Source organism: Nocardioides soli (assembly GCF_014191495.1).
Lineage (GTDB): Bacteria > Actinomycetota > Actinomycetes > Propionibacteriales > Nocardioidaceae > Nocardioides > Nocardioides soli.
In genome coordinates, this window is record NZ_JACHWR010000004.1 from 194,754 (window position 1) to 213,310 (window position 18,557).

The following is an 18,557-nucleotide window of genomic DNA, read 5'->3' on the forward strand; positions in this document are numbered from 1 at the left end:
GGCTCGGGGCTACGGCGCCCAGTCCGCGCCGAACCAGCGCCGGGCGCGGTCGGCGCCGAACGCCGCCTTGTCGCGGACCAGGTCGACCGACGGGCCCTCCAGGGTGCCGACCGGCGGCCGGCCACTGACGAAGGTCACGTCGACCTTCGCGACCTGGTGCTCGCCGAACTCCAGGTAGCAGACGCCGCGGCCGTCGTACGTCGCGCCGCTCGACGCGCCGCGAGCCCGGGCGACCAGCTGCGCGGCGACGATGGCCGCCTGTCCCTCGGCGAAGACGCCGGCCTTCGGGGTGCCGACGCTGGTGACGTCGCCGACGGCGTACACGTCGTCGAACCGGGTGCGCAGGGTCAGCGGATCGACGGGGATCCAGCCGTCCTCGGCGAGCCCGGACTCGACGACGACCCGCGGCGCCCGGTGCACGGGCACGGCCAGCAGCAGGTCGAAGGGCAGCTCGCCACCGTCGGCGAGCACCGCTCGACCGGGCTCGACCGAGCGCACCAGGGCGCCGGGGTGCCACGCGATGCCGCGGCGCTCGAACTCGGCGAGCAGCGCCCGGGAGGCGTCGGGCGCGGGCGGGATCGGTGCCGGGAGCGGCATCGCCAGCGCCACCGACGAGCGGTCGAGCAGTCCGCGCTCGCGCAGGTGGTCGTGCACCAGGAGCGCGGTCTCGCTGGGCGCCGGCGGACACTTGAACGGCGTGGACGTCACCGCGACGACGACGTCGCCACCCGGGAAGTCCGCGAGCACGTCGCGCAGCGCGAACGCGCTCTCCTCGGTGTAGAACTCGTGGCCGTGCTCGACCAGGCCCGGCGTCGCGGCCGGGTCGAGGTCGGCACCGAGCGCGACGACGAGCACGTCGCACTCGAGGGTGCCGGCGTCGGTCTCGACACGGCGCGCCGCCGGGTCGATGGACAGCACGGTCGCCGGGAGGAAGTGCACCTCGGGGTGCGCGAGGTCGGCGTACCGGTGCACGACCTGGTCGCGGGTGGTGCGACCGAACATGACGTCGAGCTTGGAGAAGCCGAAGACGAACCCCTCGCTCCGGTCGACCAGGGTGACCTCGACGGAGTCGCCGGCCTCGGCCACCAGGGTGGTGGCCAGCTCGAGCCCGCCGAAGCCGGCTCCCAGGATCAGGACTCGCACGACCGCAACCTAGCTGCGGCCGCCCGGGCTAGGGGCGTTGTGCGGGCGGTCTGGTCAGATCTGGGTACGTCGCGGGTTGGCGACCGAGCCCGGGAACGAGCTGGCGGCGGCGGTGGGCTGCGCGTTCTGCTTCGTCATGGCCTCAGGCTAGGACCGGGCGTGGCACGCTCCGGCAACGGCCCTGCCACAGGGTGGCAACAGTGTGACGGGGGACATGTGGCGTGGGTCACGAGCGGTGCGCTGGGGGATCTCGACCCGACCGGTCCCGGCTCAGAGCGCGACGGCCCGGCGGTGCTCCTCGGCCGACCCGAAGAGCTGTCCGAGCGCGTGCGCGCGCTTGAACACGAGGTGGGCGTCGTGCTCCCAGGTGATCGCGATGCCGCCGTGCAGCTGCACGGTCTCGCCGGAGATCCGCGACAGTGCGTCGGTGCAGTAGGACTTCGCGACATGGGCGAGCTGGTCGGCGTCGTCGGCGTGCGTGGCGACGGCGTACGCCGCGGCCCAGGCGGCCGAGCGCGACATCTCCGCGAGCACGAGCATGTCGGCCATCCGGTGCTTGAGTGCCTGGAAGGAGCCGATCGGGCGGCCGAACTGCACCCGTTCCTTGCTGTACGAGACGGTCATCTCGAGCGCCCGGGCGGCGAGCCCGGCGGCCAGCGCGGCGCAGCCCACGGCGCCGACCTGTCGCGCCCGCTCGCGGGCAGCACGACCGTCGCCGATGCGGGTCGCCGCGGCGAGGTCGGCGCGCACCGTCGCGAGACGGATGGTCTGGTCCATCGACGGTGTCCAGGTGCGCTCCGCGCGCGCCGGATCGAGCTCGAAGAGCCCGTCGTCGGTGGCGACCACCAAGACGGCGGCCAGGTCGCCGTCGAGGACGTCGACGGCCTCCGGCCCCTCGGCGTACGCCGCCACCTCGCCGGCCGCGATCCGCGGCAGCAGTCGCGCCTGCGCGTCGTCGTCAGCGCCGGCCAGCAGCGCCTCGGAGGTCACCAGCGACGACAGCAGGGGAGTGGGCGCCAGCGAGCGGCCGAGCTCCTCCAGCACCACCGCGCTCTCGAAGAGCGAGGCACCGAAGCCGTCGTGCTCCTCGGGGACGTTCAGCGCCGCCACGCCGATCTGCTCGCAGAGCGTGGACCACAGCGCCTCGTCGTACCGCTCGACGCGGGCGTCGGCGCGCTTGTCGAGCAGCGAGCGCACGGTCGCGGCGAGCTCCTGCTGCTCCTCGCTGAGGGCGAAGTCCATCAGCTCGCCCCCATCAGTCGGCACCGAGCTGCTGGAGGATCCGGGCCCGGTGGAAGTCGGGCGTGCCCCACGCGGTCACGAGGGCGCGGATCTTCGTCAGCCACAGGCTCAGATCGAACTCCTGGGTGTAGCCGATCGCGCCGTGCACCTGCAGGCCGGTGCGGGAGGCGAGGTACGCCGCGTCGCCGGCCGCGACCTTGGCGGCCGAGACGTCGACGGCGCCGAGCGCGGCGCCGAAGACGAGCGGCCGGGCGAAGTCGAGCGCGATCCGCACATCGGCCAGCGCGTGCTTGATCGCCTGGTAGGAGCCGATCTCGCGGCCGAACTGCTTGCGCTGCTTCACGTAGGTCACCGAGTCGGTCAGCACCCGCTCGCCCGCGCCGAGCAGCTGCGCGGCCGTCGCGAGCACGGCCAGGTCGAACGCCGGCCGGCTCGGCTCCCCGACGCCTGCGACGCGGAAGAGGTGCCGGGTCCGGTCGACGGAGCCGATCCGCTCACCGACCTCCTCGATGAGGGTCGATCCGACGTACACCTCGTCGGCGACGTCGGCGTCGAGCGCGTAGGGCACGTGCGGCGGCACGGCCACCGTGGCGACACCCTCGATCTCACGTCCGAGCGCGATCGGGAGGTACGCGGCGGACTCGACCCACGGGCCGGGGACCGCGTGCCGGCCGAGTGCCTCGAAGGCGATCGCCACCTCGACCGGGGTCGCGTCGGTGGCCAGCGACAGCACGCCGAGCTCGGCCAGCCGCGACCAGAGCTTGAGGCCGGGGTCGTGGTCGCCCTCGGCCCAGGCGCGGGCGGCGGCGACGGCACCGGCGCCGGACAGCAGGGACTCGAGCGCGGCCGCGAAGTCGCGCTGATCGTCGTCGAGCTCGAACCTCATCGTGCCCCCTCCGATCGGCTGAGCCCCTTCGGCTCGCGCGGCAGGCCGAGGATCCGCTCGGCGACGATGTTGCGCTGGATCTCGTTGGTGCCGGCGTAGATCGGGCCGGACAGCGAGAACGTGTAGCCGTCGAGCCAGCGCGACTCCACCTCGGCCTCGGCGCCGAGCAGGTCGAGCGCGGTCTCGTGCAGGGCCACGTCGAGCTCGGACCAGAAGACCTTGTTGACCGACCCCGCAGCGCCGATGTCGCCGCCGTCGCGCAGCTTCGTCACCGTGCCCCAGGTGTAGAGCCGGTAGGCCTGGGCCTTGATCCAGGCGTCGACGACGCCGTCGGCGCTGGCGGCGGGCGGCCGCGGCGTACGCCGGTAGAGGTCGACCAGCCGATCGGCGGCGGCGCAGAACCGGCCGGGGGAGCGCAGCGACAGGCCGCGCTCGTTGCCGGCGGTCGACATCGCGACCCGCCAGCCGTCGCCGGGCGCGCCGAGCACGTCGGAGTCCGGCACGAAGACGTCCTCGAAGAACACCTCGGCGAAGCCGGCCTCCCCGTCGAGCTGCGCGATCGGACGCACGGTGATGCCGTCGGCGTCGAGCGGGAAGAGGAAGTACGTCAGACCGTGGTGCCGGGCCGCCTCGGGGTCCGAGCGGAAGAGCCCGAATCCCCAGTGGGCGAAAGCCGCCCGCGACGACCAGGTCTTCTGGCCGTTGAGCACCCAGCCACCGCGCTCGTCGTCCCGCGTCGCGGTCGAGCGCAGCGAGGCGAGGTCGGAGCCGGCCTCGGGCTCCGACCAGCACTGCGCCCAGATCTTCTCGCCGGTGGCCATCGAGGGCAGGAAGCGGTCCTGCTGCTCGGGCGTGCCGTGGTCGAAGATGATCGGGGAGAGCAGGAAGATCCCGTTCTGGGAGACCCGTCCGGGCGCGCCGGCCCGGTAGTACTCCTCCTCGAAGATCACCCACTCCACGAGCGAGGCGCCCCGGCCGTGGTACTCCTCCGGCCACGACACGACCGACCAGCGCGCGTCGGTGAGCCGGCGCTCCCACTCCTGATGGGCGACGAAGCCCGCCGCGGTGTCCATCGACGGCAGCGGCTCGCTCGGCACGTTGGCCGCCAGCCAGGCCCGCGCCTCGGCCTGGAAGGCCAGCTCGGACTCGGACAGGGTCAGGTCCACGGTCAATCCTTCCTCTGCGGTGGTTTCGAGGCTCGCTTCGCTCGCACCTCAACCACCGTGTGGGCTCGCTTCGCTCGTACCTCAACCACCGTGTGGGCTCGCTTCGCTCGTACCTCAACCACCGTGCGGGCTCGTTTCGTTCGCACCTCAACCAGCGTGTGGGTTCGCTGCGCTCGCGCCTCAACCACCGCGCAGCTCTGTCTTCAGGACCTTGCCGGACAGGTTCCGCGGCAGGGAGTCGACGACCGCGACCTGCCGCGGGACCTTGAAGTTCGCCAGCCGCTCCTTCGCGAAGGCGACGACCTGGTCGGGCTCGACGGTGTGGCCTGGGGCGGCGACGACGTACGCCTTGCCGACCTCGCCCATCCGCTCGTCGGGTACGCCGATGACGGCGACGTCGGCCACGCCCTCCATGCGGGCGAGCACCTGCTCGATCTCGGCGGGGTAGACGTTGAACCCGCCGGAGATGTACATGTCCTTGAGGCGGTCGGTGATCGTGAGGTTGCCGTCGTCGTCGAGGACGCCGATGTCGCCGGTGTGCAGCCAGCCGTCCGAGTCGATCGCCTCGGCGGTCGCGGCCGCGTCGTCGAGGTAGCCGAGCATCACGTAGTCGCCGCGGATCAGCAGCTCCCCGGCCCCGGAGTCCGATCGGGGCTCGGCGATGGCGATCTCCATGCCGGGGATCGCGCGGCCGCAGGTGGTCGCCACGGTCTCGGCGGAGTCGCCCTCGCGGCACATGGTCGCGACGACGGCCTCGGTCATGCCGAACGCCGTGACGACCTGGTCGATCGCGAGCCCGTCGGGTCCGGGGGCACGCATCCGCTCGATCAGCACGACCGGTACGACGGCGGCGCCGGTGACGGCGAGCCGCAGCGACGACAGGTCGCGCTCGGCGCGCCCGGGTGCGGTCAGCAGCGACTGGTAGATCGTCGGCGCCCCGGGTAGCACGGTGATCCGGGCGTCCTCGATCAGCCGCATCGTCTCGTCGAGGTCGAAGGTCGCCACCGGGTAGAGCGTCGCGCCGGTCACCAGACCGACGACGATGCCGACCTTGTAGCCGAAGGAGTGGAAGAACGGGTTGATGACCAGGTAGCGGTCGTCCTGCCGGACACCGCCGAGCTCGGCCCAGGCCCGCGCGGCGCCGATCGTCTGCCGGTGTGCGCTCATCGCGCCCTTCGACCGCCCGGTGGTGCCGGAGGTGAAGAGGATGTCCGCCACGTCGTCCGGCGTGACCTCCTCGTGACGCAGGCCATCGCACGTTCGGGCCGCGCTCATCAGGCCGGCCATCGGGGTGATGACCTGGTCGTCGACCCCGGCGTCGCGCAGCTCGCGCACCTGGTCGCGTCCGAGGAAGCCGTCGTGGACCACGACCAGCGCCGCGTCGGTGCGCTCGACGACGTCGGCCACCTCGGCCCCGACGTAGCGGGAGTTGACCGGCACCAGCACCCCGCCGGCGTACGACACGGCGAGCGCCGCCACGGCCCAGTCGATGCTGTTGGGCCCCCAGAGCACGATGCGATCTCCGCAGCACGCGCCGGAGTTGACGTAGACCTCGCTGGTGGCCTCGACGAGCCGCAGCAGCTCGGCGTAGGACACGATGCGGTCACCCTCGACGTACGCCGGATGGTCGCCGAAACGCTCCGCGGCGTCGCGGAGCAGCGCGGGCAGTGTGTTCGTACCAAGCATTTGCTTGGTACCCTATCACTCGTGGACCTGACCTACTCCGACGAGGACCAGGCGTTCCGTGCCGAGGTGCGGGACTGGCTCGAGGAGCACCTGACCGGCGAGTGGGCGGCGCTGCGCGGCCTCGGCGGCGCGGGCCGCGACCACGAGGCGCACGACGAGCGCGTGGCGTGGAACCGGCTCCTCGCCGAGCACGGCTGGACCTGCGTCGGTTGGCCGCAGGAGTACGGCGGGCGCGGGCTGAGCCTGACCCAGCAGGTGATCTTCCACGAGGAGTACGCCAAGGCCGACGCGCCCGTGCGCGTCAACCACCTCGGCGAGGAGCTGCTCGGACCCACGCTGATGGCCTTCGGCACGCCGGCGCAGCAGGAGCGGTTCCTGCCGCGGATCGTGGCCGTCGACGAGCTGTGGGCGCAGGGCTACTCCGAGCCGGACGCCGGGTCCGACCTGGCCAACGTGCAGACCAAGGCCCGTCGCGACGGCGATGACTGGGTCATCGACGGGCAGAAGGTGTGGACGTCCAACGCGCACTTCAGCCAGTGGGCGTTCGTCGTCTGCCGCACCGAGCCGGGTTCGCAGCGCCACCACGGGCTGTCGTTCCTGCTGGTACCGCTCGACCAGAGCGGCGTCGAGGTCCGGCCGATCGAGCAGCTCACCGGCGGCTCGGAGTTCAACGAGGTCTTCTTCACCGGTGCCCGCACCGACGCCGATCTGGTCGTCGGCGCACCGGGGGAGGGCTGGCGGGTCGCGATGGCGCTGCTCGGCTTCGAGCGCGGCGTCTCCGTGCTCGCCCAGGTGGTCGGCTTCGCCCGCGAGCTCGATGGCGTCGTCGACCTCGCGAGGAGCAACGGCGCGATCGACGACCCGGTCCTGCGCGACCGGCTCGCCGGCCTCAAGGTCGAGCTCGAGGTGCTGCGCCGCCAGGCGATGCGCGGCCTCTCCTCCGCGGCCGGGTCGGACTCCGCGGGTCCGTCGGTCTTCAAGCTGGTGTGGGCCGACTGGCACAAGCGGCTCGGCGAGGTCGCCATGGACGTGCTCGGCCCGGCCGGGCTGACGACCGCGACGGCCGACGGCGACGATGCCGGGTACGACCTGGACCGCTGGCAGCGGCTCTTCCTCTTCGCGCGGGCCGACACGATCTACGGCGGCAGCGACGAAGTGCAGCGCAACATCCTGGCCGAGCGCGTGCTCGGACTTCCACGAGAGCCCAAGGGAGCATGATGACCACCCACCGACCCGAGCAGCCCGCCCCCGCGTACGTCCCGGGCCACGACCTGCTCGCCGGCAAGGTCGTCGTCGTGACGGCCGCGGCCGGCGCGGGCATCGGCGCGGCCGTCGTACGCCGGGTGCTGGAGGAGGGCGCGAAGGCCGTCGTCTTCAGCGACACCCACGAGCGTCGGCTCGCGGAGGCCGAGGCGGCGCTGGCCGACGAGTTCGGCGCCGATCGGGTCCGCCAGCTGGTCTGCGACGTCACCGACGAGACTCAGGTGCAGGCCCTGCTCGACGCGGCCGAGGACTTCGGCGGCGTCGACGTGATGGTCAACAACGCCGGCCTCGGCGGCACCGCCTCCATCCTGGAGATGACCGACGAGCAGTGGAGCCGGGTCCTCGACATCACGCTGACCGGCACGATGCGCTGCATCCGTGCGGCGGGCGCCCGGATGGCGGCCGCGGGCCGGAAGGGCGTGATCGTCAACAACGCGTCGGTGATCGGCTGGCGCGCCCAGGAGGGCCAGGCGCACTACGCCGCCGCGAAGGCGGGCGTGATGGCGCTGACCCGCTGCGCCGCCCTCGACCTGGCGCCGCACGGCATCCGCGTGAACGCGGTGTCGCCGAGCCTGGCGATGCACCCGTTCCTCGCGAAGGTCACCTCCGACGACCTGCTCGCCGAGCTGAAGCAGCGCGAGGCCTTCGGTCGCGCGGCCGAGCCGTGGGAGGTTGCCAACGTGATGGTCTTCCTGGCGAGCGACTACGCGTCCTACCTGACCGGCGAGGTGGTCTCGGTGAGCAGTCAGCATGCCTGAGCAGTCGAGCGCCTCCCGCCGCGACGAGCTGCTGTCGATCGCAGCCGGACTCTTCGCGGAGAAGGGCTTCAAGAACACCACGGTCCGCGACATCGCCGACGCCGCGGGGATCCTGTCGGGCAGCCTCTACCACCACTTCGACTCCAAGGAGTCGATGGTCGACGAGATCCTGCGGACGTTCCAGGACGAGCTGTTCGCCGCGTACGACGAGGTGCTGGCCAGCGACGACGATCCCCGTACCAAGATCGAGCGCGCGGTGCGGCTGTCGTTCGAGTCGATCGACCAGCACCCGAACGCGGTCGCGATCTTCCAGAACGAGGCCGACTACCTCGGTGGCTTCGAGCGCTTCGGCTACCTCGCCGAGCGCAACGCCCAGTCGCGCAACGTCTGGATGACGCTGCTGACCGACGGCGTCGAGACCGGTGCCCTGCGGGCCGACCTCGACGTCACGCTGACCTACCGCTTCATCCGCGACACCGTCTGGGTCGCGGTGCGGTGGTACCGCCCCGGCGGCGGCCTCTCCCACGAGGCCATCGCCAACCAGTACCTGACCATCCTCTTGGACGGGATCGCACGAGACGGTGGTTGAGGAAGGCGCTCCGCGCCTGTCTCGAAACCACCGCAGGAAGGAACACCATGCCCGAGGCCTACATCGTCGATGCGGTCCGCACCCCGGTCGGCAAGCGCGGCGGCGCGCTCGCCGACGTGCACTCGGCCGATCTCGGCGCGCACACGATCGCCGCGCTGGTACGCCGTACCGGTGTCGACCCGGCCGCCGTCGACGACGTGATCCTCGGCTGCTGCGACACCATCGGCTCGCAGGCCGGTGACGTGGCGCGGACGGCCTGGCTGGTCGCCGGACTGCCCGACCACGTGCCCGGCGTGACCATCGACCGGCAGTGCGGGTCGTCGCAGCAGGCGGTGCACTTCGCGGCCCAGGGCGTCATGTCCGGGACGCAGGACCTCGTGGTCGCGGGCGGTCTGCAGAACATGAGCGCGATCCCGATCTCGGCGGCGATGCTGGTCGGCCAGCAGTACGGCTTCTCCACGCCGTTCGCGGAGTCGCCCGGCTGGCAGGCGCGGTACGGCGACCAGGAGGTCAGCCAGTTCCGCTCCGCCGAGATGATCGCGGAGAAGTGGGACATCTCGCGGGTCGCGATGGAGGAGTTCGCGCTGGCCTCGCACCAGCGCGCGCACGCCGCGATCGCCGAGGGCCGGTTCAAGGGCGAGATCGAGCCGGTGACGCTGGCCGACGGCTCGGTCTTCGACACCGACCAGTGCCCCCGGGACACGTCGATGGAGAAGATGGCCGGGCTCGACCCGCTGGCCCCGAACGGGCGGATCACCGCCGCCGTCGCCTCCCAGATCTGTGACGCCTCGGCCGCGATGCTGATCGCCTCCGAGGCGGCCGTGCGTACGCACGGACTCACGCCGCGGGCCCGCATCCACCACCTGTCGGTGCGCGGCGACGACCCGGTCTGGATGCTGACCGGCCCGATCCGCGCGACCAAGCACGCGCTGGAGAGGACCGGGCTGTCGATCGACGACATCGACCTCTTCGAGTGCAACGAGGCCTTCGCCTCGGTCGTGCTCGCCTGGATGAAGGAGACCGGCGCCTCGCCCGACCGTGTGAACGTCAACGGTGGCGGCATCGCGCTCGGCCACCCGATCGGTGCCACCGGCGCCCGCCTGATGACCACGCTGCTGGCCGAGCTCGAGCGCACCGGCGGACGCTACGGCCTGCAGACCATGTGCGAGGGCGGCGGCCAGGCGAACGTGACGATCATCGAGCGGCTCTGAGCCTTCGGCTCTGATGCTCCCTTGAGGAAGCTGTGGTCGCTGGTGCGACGGGCGTGGCTGCTGCGGTTTCATCAAGGGATGAGGGTGAGGTCGCGCTTCCCTGGCTGGGTTGGCCCGGGTAGGCGCGGGTTGGCCTGCATCCCTTGATGAAACCGCGGCCACCGGCACGACCAACACCGCCGCCGGCGAGCGAGAGCCGTCGCGGTCAGTTCAACCGGCGCATCGTGGCGGGCACGCCGCCGCCGCGGTGCACCTCCTCGACCAGCTCCTGGAGCGCGGTGAGGGCGACGTTCTGCGACATCGGGCCGTAGGAGACGCGGGCGACGCCGAGCTCCCCGAGCCGGGCCAGCGGCGGCACTCCGGGGAGGGCGATCAGGGTGAGGCGCTGCGGGCCGAACGCGTCGACCAGGGCGCCGACCTGCTCCTCGTCGAGTCGGCCCGGGACGAACACGACCGGGGCCCCGGCGTCGAGGTAGGCCCGCCCGCGCTCGATCGCGTCGGCCAGCACGGCGGCGGGGTCGCGGTCCCCGGCGCGGAGGAAGGTGTCGGTGCGGGCGTTCAGCACGAACTCGACGCCCTCGTCGTCGGCGACCCTCATGATCTGCTCGACGTTACGGGCGGCCTCGGCGACCGGGCGCATCTGGTCCTCGATGTTCGCGCCGACGGCCCCCAGGCCGATGGCGCGGCGGATGGTCCCGGCGGGGTCGCCGTACCCGCCCTCGAGGTCGGCGGAGACGGGCAGGTCGCTCGCGGCAACGATCCGGCCGACGGCCTCGAGCATCAGGTCGACGGGGATGTTCTCGCCGTCCTCGTAGCCGTACGACGCCGCGATTGAGTGACTCGCGGTCGCGAGCGCCCGGGTGCCGTCGACCTGGGCCACGGTCCGGGCGCTGACCACGTCCCAGACATTGACGACGGTGAGCAGCTCGGGCTTCTGGTGGAGGCGGAGCAGGGTCGCCGCCTTCAGGCGGGTGGTCTCGTCGGCCATGGACCCGACCCTAGCGGTGGCGAGCGTCAGAGGGTGAGGTAGAGCCCGAGGATGCCCGGGAGCAGGCCGAGCAGCAGCCACGCCGAGACCAGCGGCATCTGGTGGATCGCGCGGAAGACCGCCACGGTGAGCAGGCCGAAGGCCGCGGCGAGCACGTTCAGGCCGATCTGGGCGTCGGTGCGGGTGTCGTCGACGTACATCGCGGCGATCACCAGGCCGCCCGCCATGTGCGCGATCGTGGTCGCGGCGAGCACCGAGAGCACCCACTTCTGCACCGGCTCGAGGCTCATCGCCCCGGCCCCGGTCGACCGCACGACCTCGCGATGCGGGTTGGCGGGGTCCATCAGGTGGCGGGGGCGCTTCTTGGGCTTCGCCTGCGGCTCGCTCACTAACTCTCCTGAATCATTGGTGCACCAATAGTTGGTACTCTAACAACTATGGCCCGGCCGTCCGCATTCCCCCCGACGTGAACCCGCTCGCGCTCGACGAGCAGGTGTGCTTCGCGCTGTCCGTGGCGGCGCGAGGCGTCGTGGGGGTGTACCGGCCGGTGCTGGAGCCGCTCGGGCTCACGCACCCCCAGTATCTCGTGATGCTCGCGCTCTGGCAGCACGCCCCGGTCCGGGCCGCCGAGCTGAGCCGGATGCTGCAGCTCGACCCGGGCACGCTCTCGCCGCTGCTGAAGAGGCTGGAGCGGGCCGGCCACCTGACCCGCGGGCGGGATCCCCAGGACGACCGCGCGCTCGCGGTCGAGCTCACCGAGCAGGGCCGGGCGCTGCGCGAGCAGGCGCTGGCGGTGCCGCCGGCGGTCGTCGAGCGGCTCGGCCTCGAGATGGAGGAGCTGCGCGAGCTGCACGAGGTGCTGACCCGCGTCATCGACGCGGTGCACGGCGCCGACGGCTGAGCCGGCGCCGTGCCCCGGGTCCGGCGTCGGGCTAGAGCACGTACGACGACGCGCGGCGCAGCTCGTCGGCGGCGCGGCGCACGATCCGGTCGATCAGCTCCTCGCAGGTCGGCAGGTCGTCGATGACGCCGACCACCTGTCCGCTCGCGAGCACGCCGGCGTCGGTGTCGCCGTCGACCAGGCCGGCCTTGAGCATCATCGGCGTGTTGGCGGCCAGGGCCATCTGGGCGAGGGTGCGGCCCTGTGCCTTCCGCATCGCCCGGCCGTCCTTGGCGAGGCCGAGCCAGGACATCCCGCTGGTGCGCTTGAACTCCAGCGTGCGTCGCATCGTCGGGCCCAGCCGCTTGACCGCACTGGACTCCTCGAGCTCCTCGACCAGGTCGGTGCGCAGCATCCGGTGCGGCATGCCGTCGACCTTGGCGGTGACGACCGTGTCGGTGAGGCCGCGCTCCAGGTAGAGCCGCTTGACCGCGTCGGGGACGGCGGAGTCCTGGGTGAGCAGGAAGCGGGTGCCCATGCCGACCCCGGCCGCGCCGTACGACAGCGCGGCGGCCAGGCCCCGGCCGTCGAAGAAGCCGCCGGCCGCGACGACGGGGATGTCGACGGCGTCGAGGACCGTCGGCAGCAGCAGGGTGGTCGGCACCGGCCCGGTGTGCCCGCCGCCCTCGCCGCCCTGCACCATGACTGCGTCGGCGCCCCACGAGGCCACCTTCACCGCGTGCTTGGCGGCGCCGATCGACGGCATCACCACGATGCCGTGCTCCTTGAGCCGGGCGATGAGCTCAGGCTTGGGTGCGAGCGCGAAGGACGCGACCTTCACGCCGTGGTCGATGAGCAGCTGGCAGCGGTCGCCCGCGTCGGCCGCGTCGGCACGCAGGTTGACGCCGAACGGCTGGTCGGTGCGGCCCTTGACCTCGATGATCGCCTGCTCGAGCTCGGCGAAGGTCATCGTCGCGCTGGCCAGGATGCCGAGGCCGCCGGCGTTCGCCGTACCGCTGACGAGGCGGGGACCCGAGACCCAGCCCATGCCGGTCTGCACGACCGGGTGGCGGACGCCGACGAGATCGGTGAACGGCGTGCGGAGGAGCTGGTCGATCATGGGTTGGGAACCTCCTTGAAGCGCAGGCCCTTCGGGTCGAGCACCTCCGTGATCAGCACCTGCTCCTCGGCGGTCGGCTCACGCGTCGTCGGGACGTCGGCGGACACGTCGAGCGCGAAGCCCGTCGCCTCGACGACCTCCTCGACGCTCACCCCCGGGTGGACGCTGAGCAGCCGCATGGTGTCGCCGGCGCCGGTGACGTCGAAGACCGCGAGGTTGCTGACGACCCGGTGGATGTCGTGGTACCGCACGGCGGCCGCGCCGGCCTCCTTGGCCAGCTTCGGCCCGACACCGGAGACGATGTCGACCCGCTCGACGAAGACGCGGGGGGAGTGCTTCGGCACCCAGTACGACGTCCGGTTGTTGACGGTGTTGCCCGGGGCGCCCCGGCTGCCGAGCAGCTGGCGCTTGGGCTTGGCCCAGTCGCCGATGGCGGAGATGTTCTGGTTGCCGTGCCGATCGACCTGGGTGGCGCCCATCATCACGTGCCGCTTGCCGTAGGCGACGATGTCGAAGACCCGGGGGAACGGGATCCAGCCCTCGACGACCTCGGTCTTGGCGTGGATCGGCGGCACCCCGGCGAGCCAGACCGACTCGCCGTCGGAGATCACCAGGTCGGGGTTGCTGGTCAGCTTGGCCAGGCGCACGCCGAGCGTCGGCAACAGCCCCATCGGGCTGGCGAAGATCTCGCCGTCGTCGCGGAACGCGTCCGCGATCGCGGCGGCGCAGACGTCCGCCCGGGTGCTGGTCGAACTCGTGGGGGCACTCACTTGGTGTTCTCCTCGGTGAAGGCCTGGACGGCAGCCTGGTACGACGCCTCGTCGCCGGAGAGGAAGCGGTCGTGGAACGCCTGCCACTCCTCGTCGGAGCCGGACGCGGCGGCGGCGTACGCCCGCTGGAACCTCTCGTCGCGCTCGTAGTCGGGCGTGCAGGTGGTGAAGTGCGCGCCGTTCGGGGTCTCGACGACGCCGGTGACCATCATCCGGTTGAGCAGCAGCCGCTGCACCGGCGTGTCGACGGTGAGGCCGGCGGTGTCGACGATCTCCTCGACGCTCAGGTACGTCTGGTCCGCCGCCATCGCGAACAGGTCGTCGAAGTACGGGTCCGGTCCGAGGTACGACGCGTTGCCGTGCTGGTCGGCGCGGTTGAGGTGGACCAGCGCGACGTCGAGCTTGAGGGCGGGCACGGCGGCGAGCTCCTCATGACCGTGGCCGTCGTCGTAGGGGCTGGTGACCGTCTTCAGCCACGGGTTGTTGACCATCACGTCCGAGCCGAGCCCGGCGCGCATGGGCAGGAACGGCAGCCGCTGCGCGGCGGCGCGCAGGCCGGTCTGGAACATGCCCTCGTCGAGCTCGACGACGTCCGGGATCGACGCCGCCTGACGGGCGCGCTGGAAGTTGGGCTCGAGCGGGACCGAGTCGAGCGAGACGAACGCATAGACCAGCTTGCGGATCTTGCCCGCGCGGGCGAGCAGGCCCACGTCGGCGCCGCCCCAGCTGACGATCGTCAGGTCGGCGAGGTCGGAGTTGTAGATCGCGCGGACCAGCGCCATCGGCTTGCGCCGTGGGCCCCAGCCGCCGATGCCGATGGTCATCCCGCTCTTCAGGCTGCCGACGACCTCGTCGATCGACATCCGCTTGTCGCGTGGTCCCTTGGTCACTTCTTCCCCTTGTCTGTGCCGGCGAAGGCGTCTCGCAGCTCGTCGCTCACACCGGCGAGGTTGAGCTCGAAGGTGAAGCCCTGCTCGAACCGGTAGCTCTTGTTGACGTCGATCGGGTCGATCCCGTTCAGCGCCTCCTTGGCGGCGCGGATCACCCGGGTGTCCTTGGCCGCGATCTCGGCGGCGACCTGCAGCGCGGCGTCGTCGAGCTGGTCGCGGGGCACCACCTCGAGCACGCTGCCGAACTGCACCAGCTCGGTCGCCTTGATGGTGCGCGCGGTGAAGTAGAGGGTGCGCATCATGTGCTGCGGCACCAGGCGAGCCATGTGGGTGGCCGCGCCGAGCGCGCCCTGGTTGACCTCGGGTACGCCGAAGTAGGCGTCGTCGCTGGCCACCACGCAGTCGGCGTTGCCGACCAGGCCGACCCCGCCGCCGACGCAGAAGCCGTTGACGGCCGCGATCACCGGCACCGCGCACTCGTAGACGGCCTTGAACGCCGCGTAGCAGCCCTTGTTGGCGCCGATCAGGGCGTCGAAGCCGGTGGAGTGCTGCATCTCCTTGATGTCGACGCCGGCGTTGAAGCCGCGGCCCTCGGCGCGGAGCACGACGACCTTGGTGTCCAGGTCGCCGGCCGCCTCGTCGAGCGCGGCGGCCACGTCGTACCAGCCCTGGACCGGGAGCGCGTTGACGGGTGGGTGGGCCATCGTCACCACCCGGATCCCGTCGGCGCGAAGCTCGGAGGTGATGCTCATCTGCTGCCTTCCGGTCTCGGGTCACCGGCGGACCGGTGATGCACACAACCTAATGCTTGCTTGGTAGGCTACCAGCATGGTGCTGCCACTCGACCTCTCCGGCCGCGTCGCGCTCGTCACCGGCGGTGCGCGCGGGATCGGTCTCGGGATCACGCGTGCCCTGCTCGGTGCCGGGGCGTCCGTGGTGACCTGCTCGCGCTCCGAGGTCGAGCCGGTGCCCGGCACGGTCCACCGGGTCTGCGACGTGCGCGACCCGGAGGCGGTCCGCGCGCTGGTCGACCGGGTGACGACCGACCTGGGCCGGCTCGACGTCCTGGTCAACAACGCCGGGGGAGCGCCCGCGACCGACGCGGCGACGGCGTCCCCGCGCTTCCACGACAAGATCGTCGGCCTCAACCTGCAGGCACCGCTGCTGTGCGCCCAGGCGGCCAACGCCGTGATGCAGCAGCAGGACTCCGGCGGCGCGATCGTGAACATCTCGTCGATCTCGGCCAGCCGGCCGGCGCCGACCATCGCGGCGTACGCCGCGGCGAAGGCCGGGCTCAACTCGCTGACGGCGTCGCTGGCGATGGAGTGGGCGCCCAAGGTGCGGGTGAACGCGATCGAGGTCGGCCTGTGCCGCACCGAGCAGACCGACGACCACTACGGCGACGACGCGTCGGTGGCGGCGATCGAGCAGACCATCCCGCTCGGCCGGATGGCGCGCCCCGAGGAGGTCGGCAACCTCGCCGCCTTCCTGGCGAGCGACCTCGCGTCGTACGTCTCCGGCGCGACCGTGGCCTGTCACGGCGGGGGAGAGACCCCCGCCTTCCTGGTGGTGCAGAAGGGACTCACATGAGCAACCTCCTCGAGGGTCGCGTCGCGATCGTCACCGGCGCGGGCCGGGGCATCGGCCGCGCGCACGCGCTGGAGCTCGCCCGGCACGGCGCGGCCGTGGTCGTCAACGACTACGGCGTCTCGCTGGCCGGCGAAGGGACCGGCGAGACCCCGGCGGAGTCGGTGGTGGCCGAGATCGAGGCCGCCGGTGGCCGCGCGGTCGTGAACACCGCCGACGTCGCGGACTTCGACCAGGCCGAGGCGATGGTGCGCCAGGCGATCGACACCTTCGGCGGACTCGACATCCTGGTCAACAACGCCGGCTTCGTGCGCGACCGGATGCTCGTCAACACCGCCGAGGAGGAGTGGGACGCGGTGATCCGGGTGCACCTCAAGGGCCACTTCGCGCCGCTGCGCCACGCCGGTGCCTACTGGCGCGCCGAGGCGAAGGCCGGCCGCGAGCGGGCCGCCCGCGTCATCAACACCTCGTCCGGCGCCGGGCTCCAGGGATCGGTCGGCCAGACGACGTACTCCGCCGCCAAGGCCGGCATCGCCGCCATGACGCTGGTCGCCGCCCAGGAGATGGGCCGATACGGCGTCACCGTCAACGCGATCGCGCCCGTCGCCCGCACCCGGATGACCGAGGGCGCCTTCGACACCTCCGCCATGGCGCTGCCCGAGGACAACTCCCCGATCGTGGCCTGGCTCGCCTCCGCGGAGGCCGGCGACGTCACCGGCCGGGTGATCGAGATCGACGGCAGCACGATGACCGTCGAGCTCGGCTGGCGGCACGGTCCGGCCCGCGACGCCGGCCGCAGGTGGGAGGCGGTCGAGGTCGGACCCGCCCTGCGAGACCTGCTCGCCCAGGGGCCGGACCCGGAGCCGGTGTACGGCGCGTAGGCGTGTGGTGGGTCGGCCGGTCGGTGTGCTGCTGCGGGCGGTTTCATCAAGGGATGAGGACCGAGTGTCGGTTCCCTCGACGAACTGGTGCGGGGAAGCGTGGCTTCATCAAGGGATGAAGGTGAGCCTGCGCCCCGGCACAGACCGTCGCGCGGGCCACATGTCACTCACAGTCGTGCGGCCGACCGCGTACTGCACAGGGAGCGACCGCGTTCCTGCGACGCCTTCCGCCGCCGCGGCACGCTGCCGGCATGGAACCTCTCCGCATCCTCGTCGCGACCCGTGGCTTCTTCACCCGAGCCGAGGCGCGTGAGCTCGGGTACGGCGACCGCGCCGTGTCCGCGGCGATGCGGTCGCGATCGTGGCACCGGATCCGGCGTGGCTACTACACGTTCACCGACGAGTGGGCGGGGCTCGACCCGGTGGGCCGGCACCGCGTGCTCTCCCGTGCGGTCGCGCACTCGCTCGGGGACGCTGTTGCCCTGAGCCACGTCTCGGGACTCGTCACTCACGGGGTCGACCTGTGGGGCGTCGACCTGCGCAGGGTGCATGTCACGCGGCTGGATGGCGGCCCGGGCCGCATCGAGGGCGATGTGGTTCACCACGAGGGCCGATGCATCGCCGATGACGTCGTCGAGCGCGACGGAGTGGCGGTTCTGCGCGCAACCCGATGTGCGATCGAGACCGCCTCGAGGGCGTCCAACGAGGTCGCGTTGGTCCTGTTCGACGGGTTGCTCCGGATTGGCCTTGCCGACGCGGACGCACTGTTCGGGCAGTTCACCCTCATGGAGCACTGGCCGTACACGCAACATCTCCACGTGCCCGTGCGGATGGCGGACGCACGATCGCGGTCGGTCGGCGAGTCGCGCGGCCGGTGGCTGTTCAGGTCGGCTGGGCTACCCACGCCGGCTCTGCAGTACGAGGTTCGCAACGTGTCCGGAGAGCTGATCGGCACGACGGACTGGGCCTGGCTCGGGGAGGGTGTCCTCGGTGAGTTCGACGGGTGGATGAAGTACGGACGTCTGTTGAAGCCTGGTCAGGACCCCGGAGATGTGGTCTTCCAGGAGAAGGTGCGCGAAGACCGCCTGCGTGAGGCCACGGGCATGGGCATGGTCCGGTTGATCTGGTCCGACTACCAGACGCCCGAGGCCACGGCTCGGCGGCTACGTGCGCAGCTCAAGCGAGTCGGCTGACGGCGGTTCGGGCCTTGGGGTGTTCGGCCGTTGCTGTCGGTCACCGCGAGCGGCTGGCGATGGTCCTGGGCGCGACATCCGCGGCTGGGGTCGGTCTGGCTGCGGGTTCGCCTTCATCCCTTGATGAAGCCGCGGTTCCCGGGCTCAACTCGGCCAGGGATCCGCAGCTTCGACCTCATCCCTTGATGAAGCCGCGGTTGCCACGCCCAACTCGGCCAGGGATCCGCGGTCGGGGTCGGTCTGGCTGCGGGTTCGCCTTCATCCCTTGATGAAGCCGCGGTTCCCGGGCTCAACTCGGCCAGGG

The 18,557-nt window shown here is 71.8% G+C and carries 19 protein-coding genes; 8 read left to right on the forward strand and 11 right to left on the reverse strand.

Features of this window, described 5'->3' with window-relative positions:
• Positions 1 to 9 precede the first annotated feature (9 nt).
• The 5 genes from FHU40_RS23815 to FHU40_RS23835 all read right to left on the reverse strand — a co-directional run bounded on the left by FHU40_RS23815 (position 10) and on the right by FHU40_RS23835 (position 6,123).
• Complete coding sequence (locus tag FHU40_RS23815; protein WP_183594985.1) at positions 10 to 1,143, reverse strand: FAD-dependent oxidoreductase; 1,134 nt, start codon at positions 1,141 to 1,143, stop codon at positions 10 to 12.
• Positions 1,144 to 1,413: 270 nt separating this feature from the next.
• Positions 1,414 to 2,385: an acyl-CoA dehydrogenase family protein gene (locus FHU40_RS23820; protein ID WP_183594986.1), complete on the reverse strand. Its 972-nt coding sequence runs from the start codon at positions 2,383 to 2,385 to the stop codon at positions 1,414 to 1,416.
• A 13-nt stretch (positions 2,386 to 2,398) separates the two neighbouring features.
• Positions 2,399 to 3,271 carry an acyl-CoA dehydrogenase family protein gene (locus FHU40_RS23825; RefSeq protein ID WP_183594987.1) on the reverse strand — a complete coding sequence of 291 codons (873 nt, stop codon included), beginning with the start codon at positions 3,269 to 3,271 and terminating at the stop codon, positions 2,399 to 2,401.
• Positions 3,268 to 4,437, reverse strand: a complete 1,170-nt coding sequence (locus FHU40_RS29170) for an acyl-CoA dehydrogenase family protein (RefSeq protein WP_183594988.1) — start codon at positions 4,435 to 4,437, stop codon at positions 3,268 to 3,270. Before FHU40_RS29170 ends, FHU40_RS23825 begins: the two co-directional genes overlap by 4 nt.
• A gap of 180 nt (positions 4,438 to 4,617) precedes the next feature.
• Positions 4,618 to 6,123, reverse strand: coding sequence for a FadD3 family acyl-CoA ligase (locus FHU40_RS23835; protein WP_183594989.1), 1,506 nt, complete (start codon positions 6,121 to 6,123; stop codon positions 4,618 to 4,620).
• A gap of 21 nt (positions 6,124 to 6,144) precedes the next feature.
• Between FHU40_RS23835 and FHU40_RS23840 the strand changes: the two genes are divergently transcribed.
• Genes FHU40_RS23840 through FHU40_RS23855 form a run of 4 tightly spaced genes read left to right on the forward strand, consistent with a single transcriptional unit; the run spans position 6,145 to position 9,944 of the window.
• Positions 6,145 to 7,341: an acyl-CoA dehydrogenase family protein gene (locus tag FHU40_RS23840; RefSeq protein WP_183594990.1), complete on the forward strand. Its 1,197-nt coding sequence runs from the start codon at positions 6,145 to 6,147 to the stop codon at positions 7,339 to 7,341.
• Positions 7,341 to 8,144 carry an SDR family oxidoreductase gene (locus FHU40_RS23845; RefSeq protein ID WP_183594991.1) on the forward strand — a complete coding sequence of 268 codons (804 nt, stop codon included), beginning with the start codon at positions 7,341 to 7,343 and terminating at the stop codon, positions 8,142 to 8,144. The genes FHU40_RS23840 and FHU40_RS23845 overlap by 1 nt, the downstream gene beginning before the upstream one ends.
• Positions 8,137 to 8,733, forward strand: coding sequence for a TetR/AcrR family transcriptional regulator (locus FHU40_RS23850; RefSeq protein ID WP_183594992.1), 597 nt, complete (start codon positions 8,137 to 8,139; stop codon positions 8,731 to 8,733). The genes FHU40_RS23845 and FHU40_RS23850 overlap by 8 nt, the downstream gene beginning before the upstream one ends.
• 47 nt (positions 8,734 to 8,780) lie before the next feature.
• The gene (locus FHU40_RS23855; protein ID WP_183594993.1) at positions 8,781 to 9,944 is read left to right on the forward strand and encodes an acetyl-CoA C-acetyltransferase; all 1,164 of its coding nucleotides are present in this window, start codon (positions 8,781 to 8,783) and stop codon (positions 9,942 to 9,944) included.
• A gap of 205 nt (positions 9,945 to 10,149) precedes the next feature.
• Here the strand turns inward: FHU40_RS23855 and FHU40_RS23860 are convergent, their stop codons facing one another.
• Together FHU40_RS23860 and FHU40_RS23865 are read right to left on the reverse strand one after the other, a co-directional pair.
• Positions 10,150 to 10,932 (reverse strand): isocitrate lyase/PEP mutase family protein, encoded by a 783-nt coding sequence (locus FHU40_RS23860; RefSeq protein WP_183594994.1) that lies wholly within the window; start codon positions 10,930 to 10,932, stop codon positions 10,150 to 10,152.
• Between the two features lie 26 nt (positions 10,933 to 10,958).
• The gene (locus FHU40_RS23865) at positions 10,959 to 11,321 is read right to left on the reverse strand and encodes a hypothetical protein (protein WP_252275342.1); all 363 of its coding nucleotides are present in this window, start codon (positions 11,319 to 11,321) and stop codon (positions 10,959 to 10,961) included.
• Between the two features lie 77 nt (positions 11,322 to 11,398).
• On the opposite strand from FHU40_RS23865, the gene FHU40_RS23870 reads away from it, so the two are divergent.
• Positions 11,399 to 11,833, forward strand: coding sequence for a MarR family winged helix-turn-helix transcriptional regulator (locus FHU40_RS23870; RefSeq protein WP_343058026.1), 435 nt, complete (start codon positions 11,399 to 11,401; stop codon positions 11,831 to 11,833).
• A 31-nt stretch (positions 11,834 to 11,864) separates the two neighbouring features.
• Here the strand turns inward: FHU40_RS23870 and FHU40_RS23875 are convergent, their stop codons facing one another.
• Genes FHU40_RS23875 through FHU40_RS23890 form a run of 4 tightly spaced genes read right to left on the reverse strand, consistent with a single transcriptional unit; the run spans position 11,865 to position 15,344 of the window.
• Complete coding sequence (locus FHU40_RS23875) at positions 11,865 to 12,932, reverse strand: NAD(P)H-dependent flavin oxidoreductase (RefSeq protein ID WP_183594995.1); 1,068 nt, start codon at positions 12,930 to 12,932, stop codon at positions 11,865 to 11,867.
• Positions 12,929 to 13,702, reverse strand: coding sequence for a CoA-transferase subunit beta (locus FHU40_RS23880; protein ID WP_183594996.1), 774 nt, complete (start codon positions 13,700 to 13,702; stop codon positions 12,929 to 12,931). Before FHU40_RS23880 ends, FHU40_RS23875 begins: the two co-directional genes overlap by 4 nt.
• Positions 13,699 to 14,592, reverse strand: coding sequence for a CoA transferase subunit A (locus FHU40_RS23885; protein WP_343058028.1), 894 nt, complete (start codon positions 14,590 to 14,592; stop codon positions 13,699 to 13,701). Before FHU40_RS23885 ends, FHU40_RS23880 begins: the two co-directional genes overlap by 4 nt.
• Positions 14,589 to 15,344: an enoyl-CoA hydratase family protein gene (locus FHU40_RS23890; RefSeq protein WP_183594997.1), complete on the reverse strand. Its 756-nt coding sequence runs from the start codon at positions 15,342 to 15,344 to the stop codon at positions 14,589 to 14,591. Before FHU40_RS23890 ends, FHU40_RS23885 begins: the two co-directional genes overlap by 4 nt.
• Before the next feature lie 76 nt (positions 15,345 to 15,420).
• On the opposite strand from FHU40_RS23890, the gene FHU40_RS23895 reads away from it, so the two are divergent.
• The 3 genes from FHU40_RS23895 to FHU40_RS23905 all read left to right on the forward strand — a co-directional run bounded on the left by FHU40_RS23895 (position 15,421) and on the right by FHU40_RS23905 (position 18,253).
• Positions 15,421 to 16,182 carry an SDR family oxidoreductase gene (locus tag FHU40_RS23895; protein WP_183594998.1) on the forward strand — a complete coding sequence of 254 codons (762 nt, stop codon included), beginning with the start codon at positions 15,421 to 15,423 and terminating at the stop codon, positions 16,180 to 16,182.
• A complete protein-coding gene (locus FHU40_RS23900) occupies positions 16,179 to 17,060 on the forward strand; it encodes an SDR family oxidoreductase (RefSeq protein WP_183594999.1) in 882 nt (293 codons plus the stop codon). Before FHU40_RS23895 ends, FHU40_RS23900 begins: the two co-directional genes overlap by 4 nt.
• 335 nt (positions 17,061 to 17,395) lie before the next feature.
• Positions 17,396 to 18,253 (forward strand): hypothetical protein, encoded by an 858-nt coding sequence (locus tag FHU40_RS23905; RefSeq protein WP_183595000.1) that lies wholly within the window; start codon positions 17,396 to 17,398, stop codon positions 18,251 to 18,253.
• Positions 18,254 to 18,557: the final 304 nt, after the last annotated feature.

Bases quoted from the DNA above. Each gene is read 5' to 3' on its own strand.
- FHU40_RS23820 (WP_183594986.1), bottom strand. From the start codon at position 2,385: ATGGACTTCGCCCTCAGCGAGGAGCAGCAGGAGCTCGCCGCGACCGTG.
- FHU40_RS23825 (WP_183594987.1), bottom strand. From the start codon at position 3,271: ATGAGGTTCGAGCTCGACGACGATCAGCGCGACTTCGCGGCCGCGCTC.
- FHU40_RS23835 (WP_183594989.1), bottom strand. From the start codon at position 6,123: ATGCTTGGTACGAACACACTGCCCGCGCTGCTCCGCGACGCCGCGGAG.
- FHU40_RS23845 (WP_183594991.1), top strand. From the start codon at position 7,341: ATGACCACCCACCGACCCGAGCAGCCCGCCCCCGCGTACGTCCCGGGC.
- FHU40_RS23850 (WP_183594992.1), top strand. From the start codon at position 8,137: ATGCCTGAGCAGTCGAGCGCCTCCCGCCGCGACGAGCTGCTGTCGATC.
- FHU40_RS23855 (WP_183594993.1), top strand. From the start codon at position 8,781: ATGCCCGAGGCCTACATCGTCGATGCGGTCCGCACCCCGGTCGGCAAG.
- FHU40_RS23860 (WP_183594994.1), bottom strand. From the start codon at position 10,932: ATGGCCGACGAGACCACCCGCCTGAAGGCGGCGACCCTGCTCCGCCTC.
- FHU40_RS23875 (WP_183594995.1), bottom strand. From the start codon at position 12,932: ATGATCGACCAGCTCCTCCGCACGCCGTTCACCGATCTCGTCGGCGTC.
- FHU40_RS23890 (WP_183594997.1), bottom strand. From the start codon at position 15,344: ATGAGCATCACCTCCGAGCTTCGCGCCGACGGGATCCGGGTGGTGACG.
- FHU40_RS23895 (WP_183594998.1), top strand. From the start codon at position 15,421: ATGGTGCTGCCACTCGACCTCTCCGGCCGCGTCGCGCTCGTCACCGGC.
- FHU40_RS23900 (WP_183594999.1), top strand. From the start codon at position 16,179: ATGAGCAACCTCCTCGAGGGTCGCGTCGCGATCGTCACCGGCGCGGGC.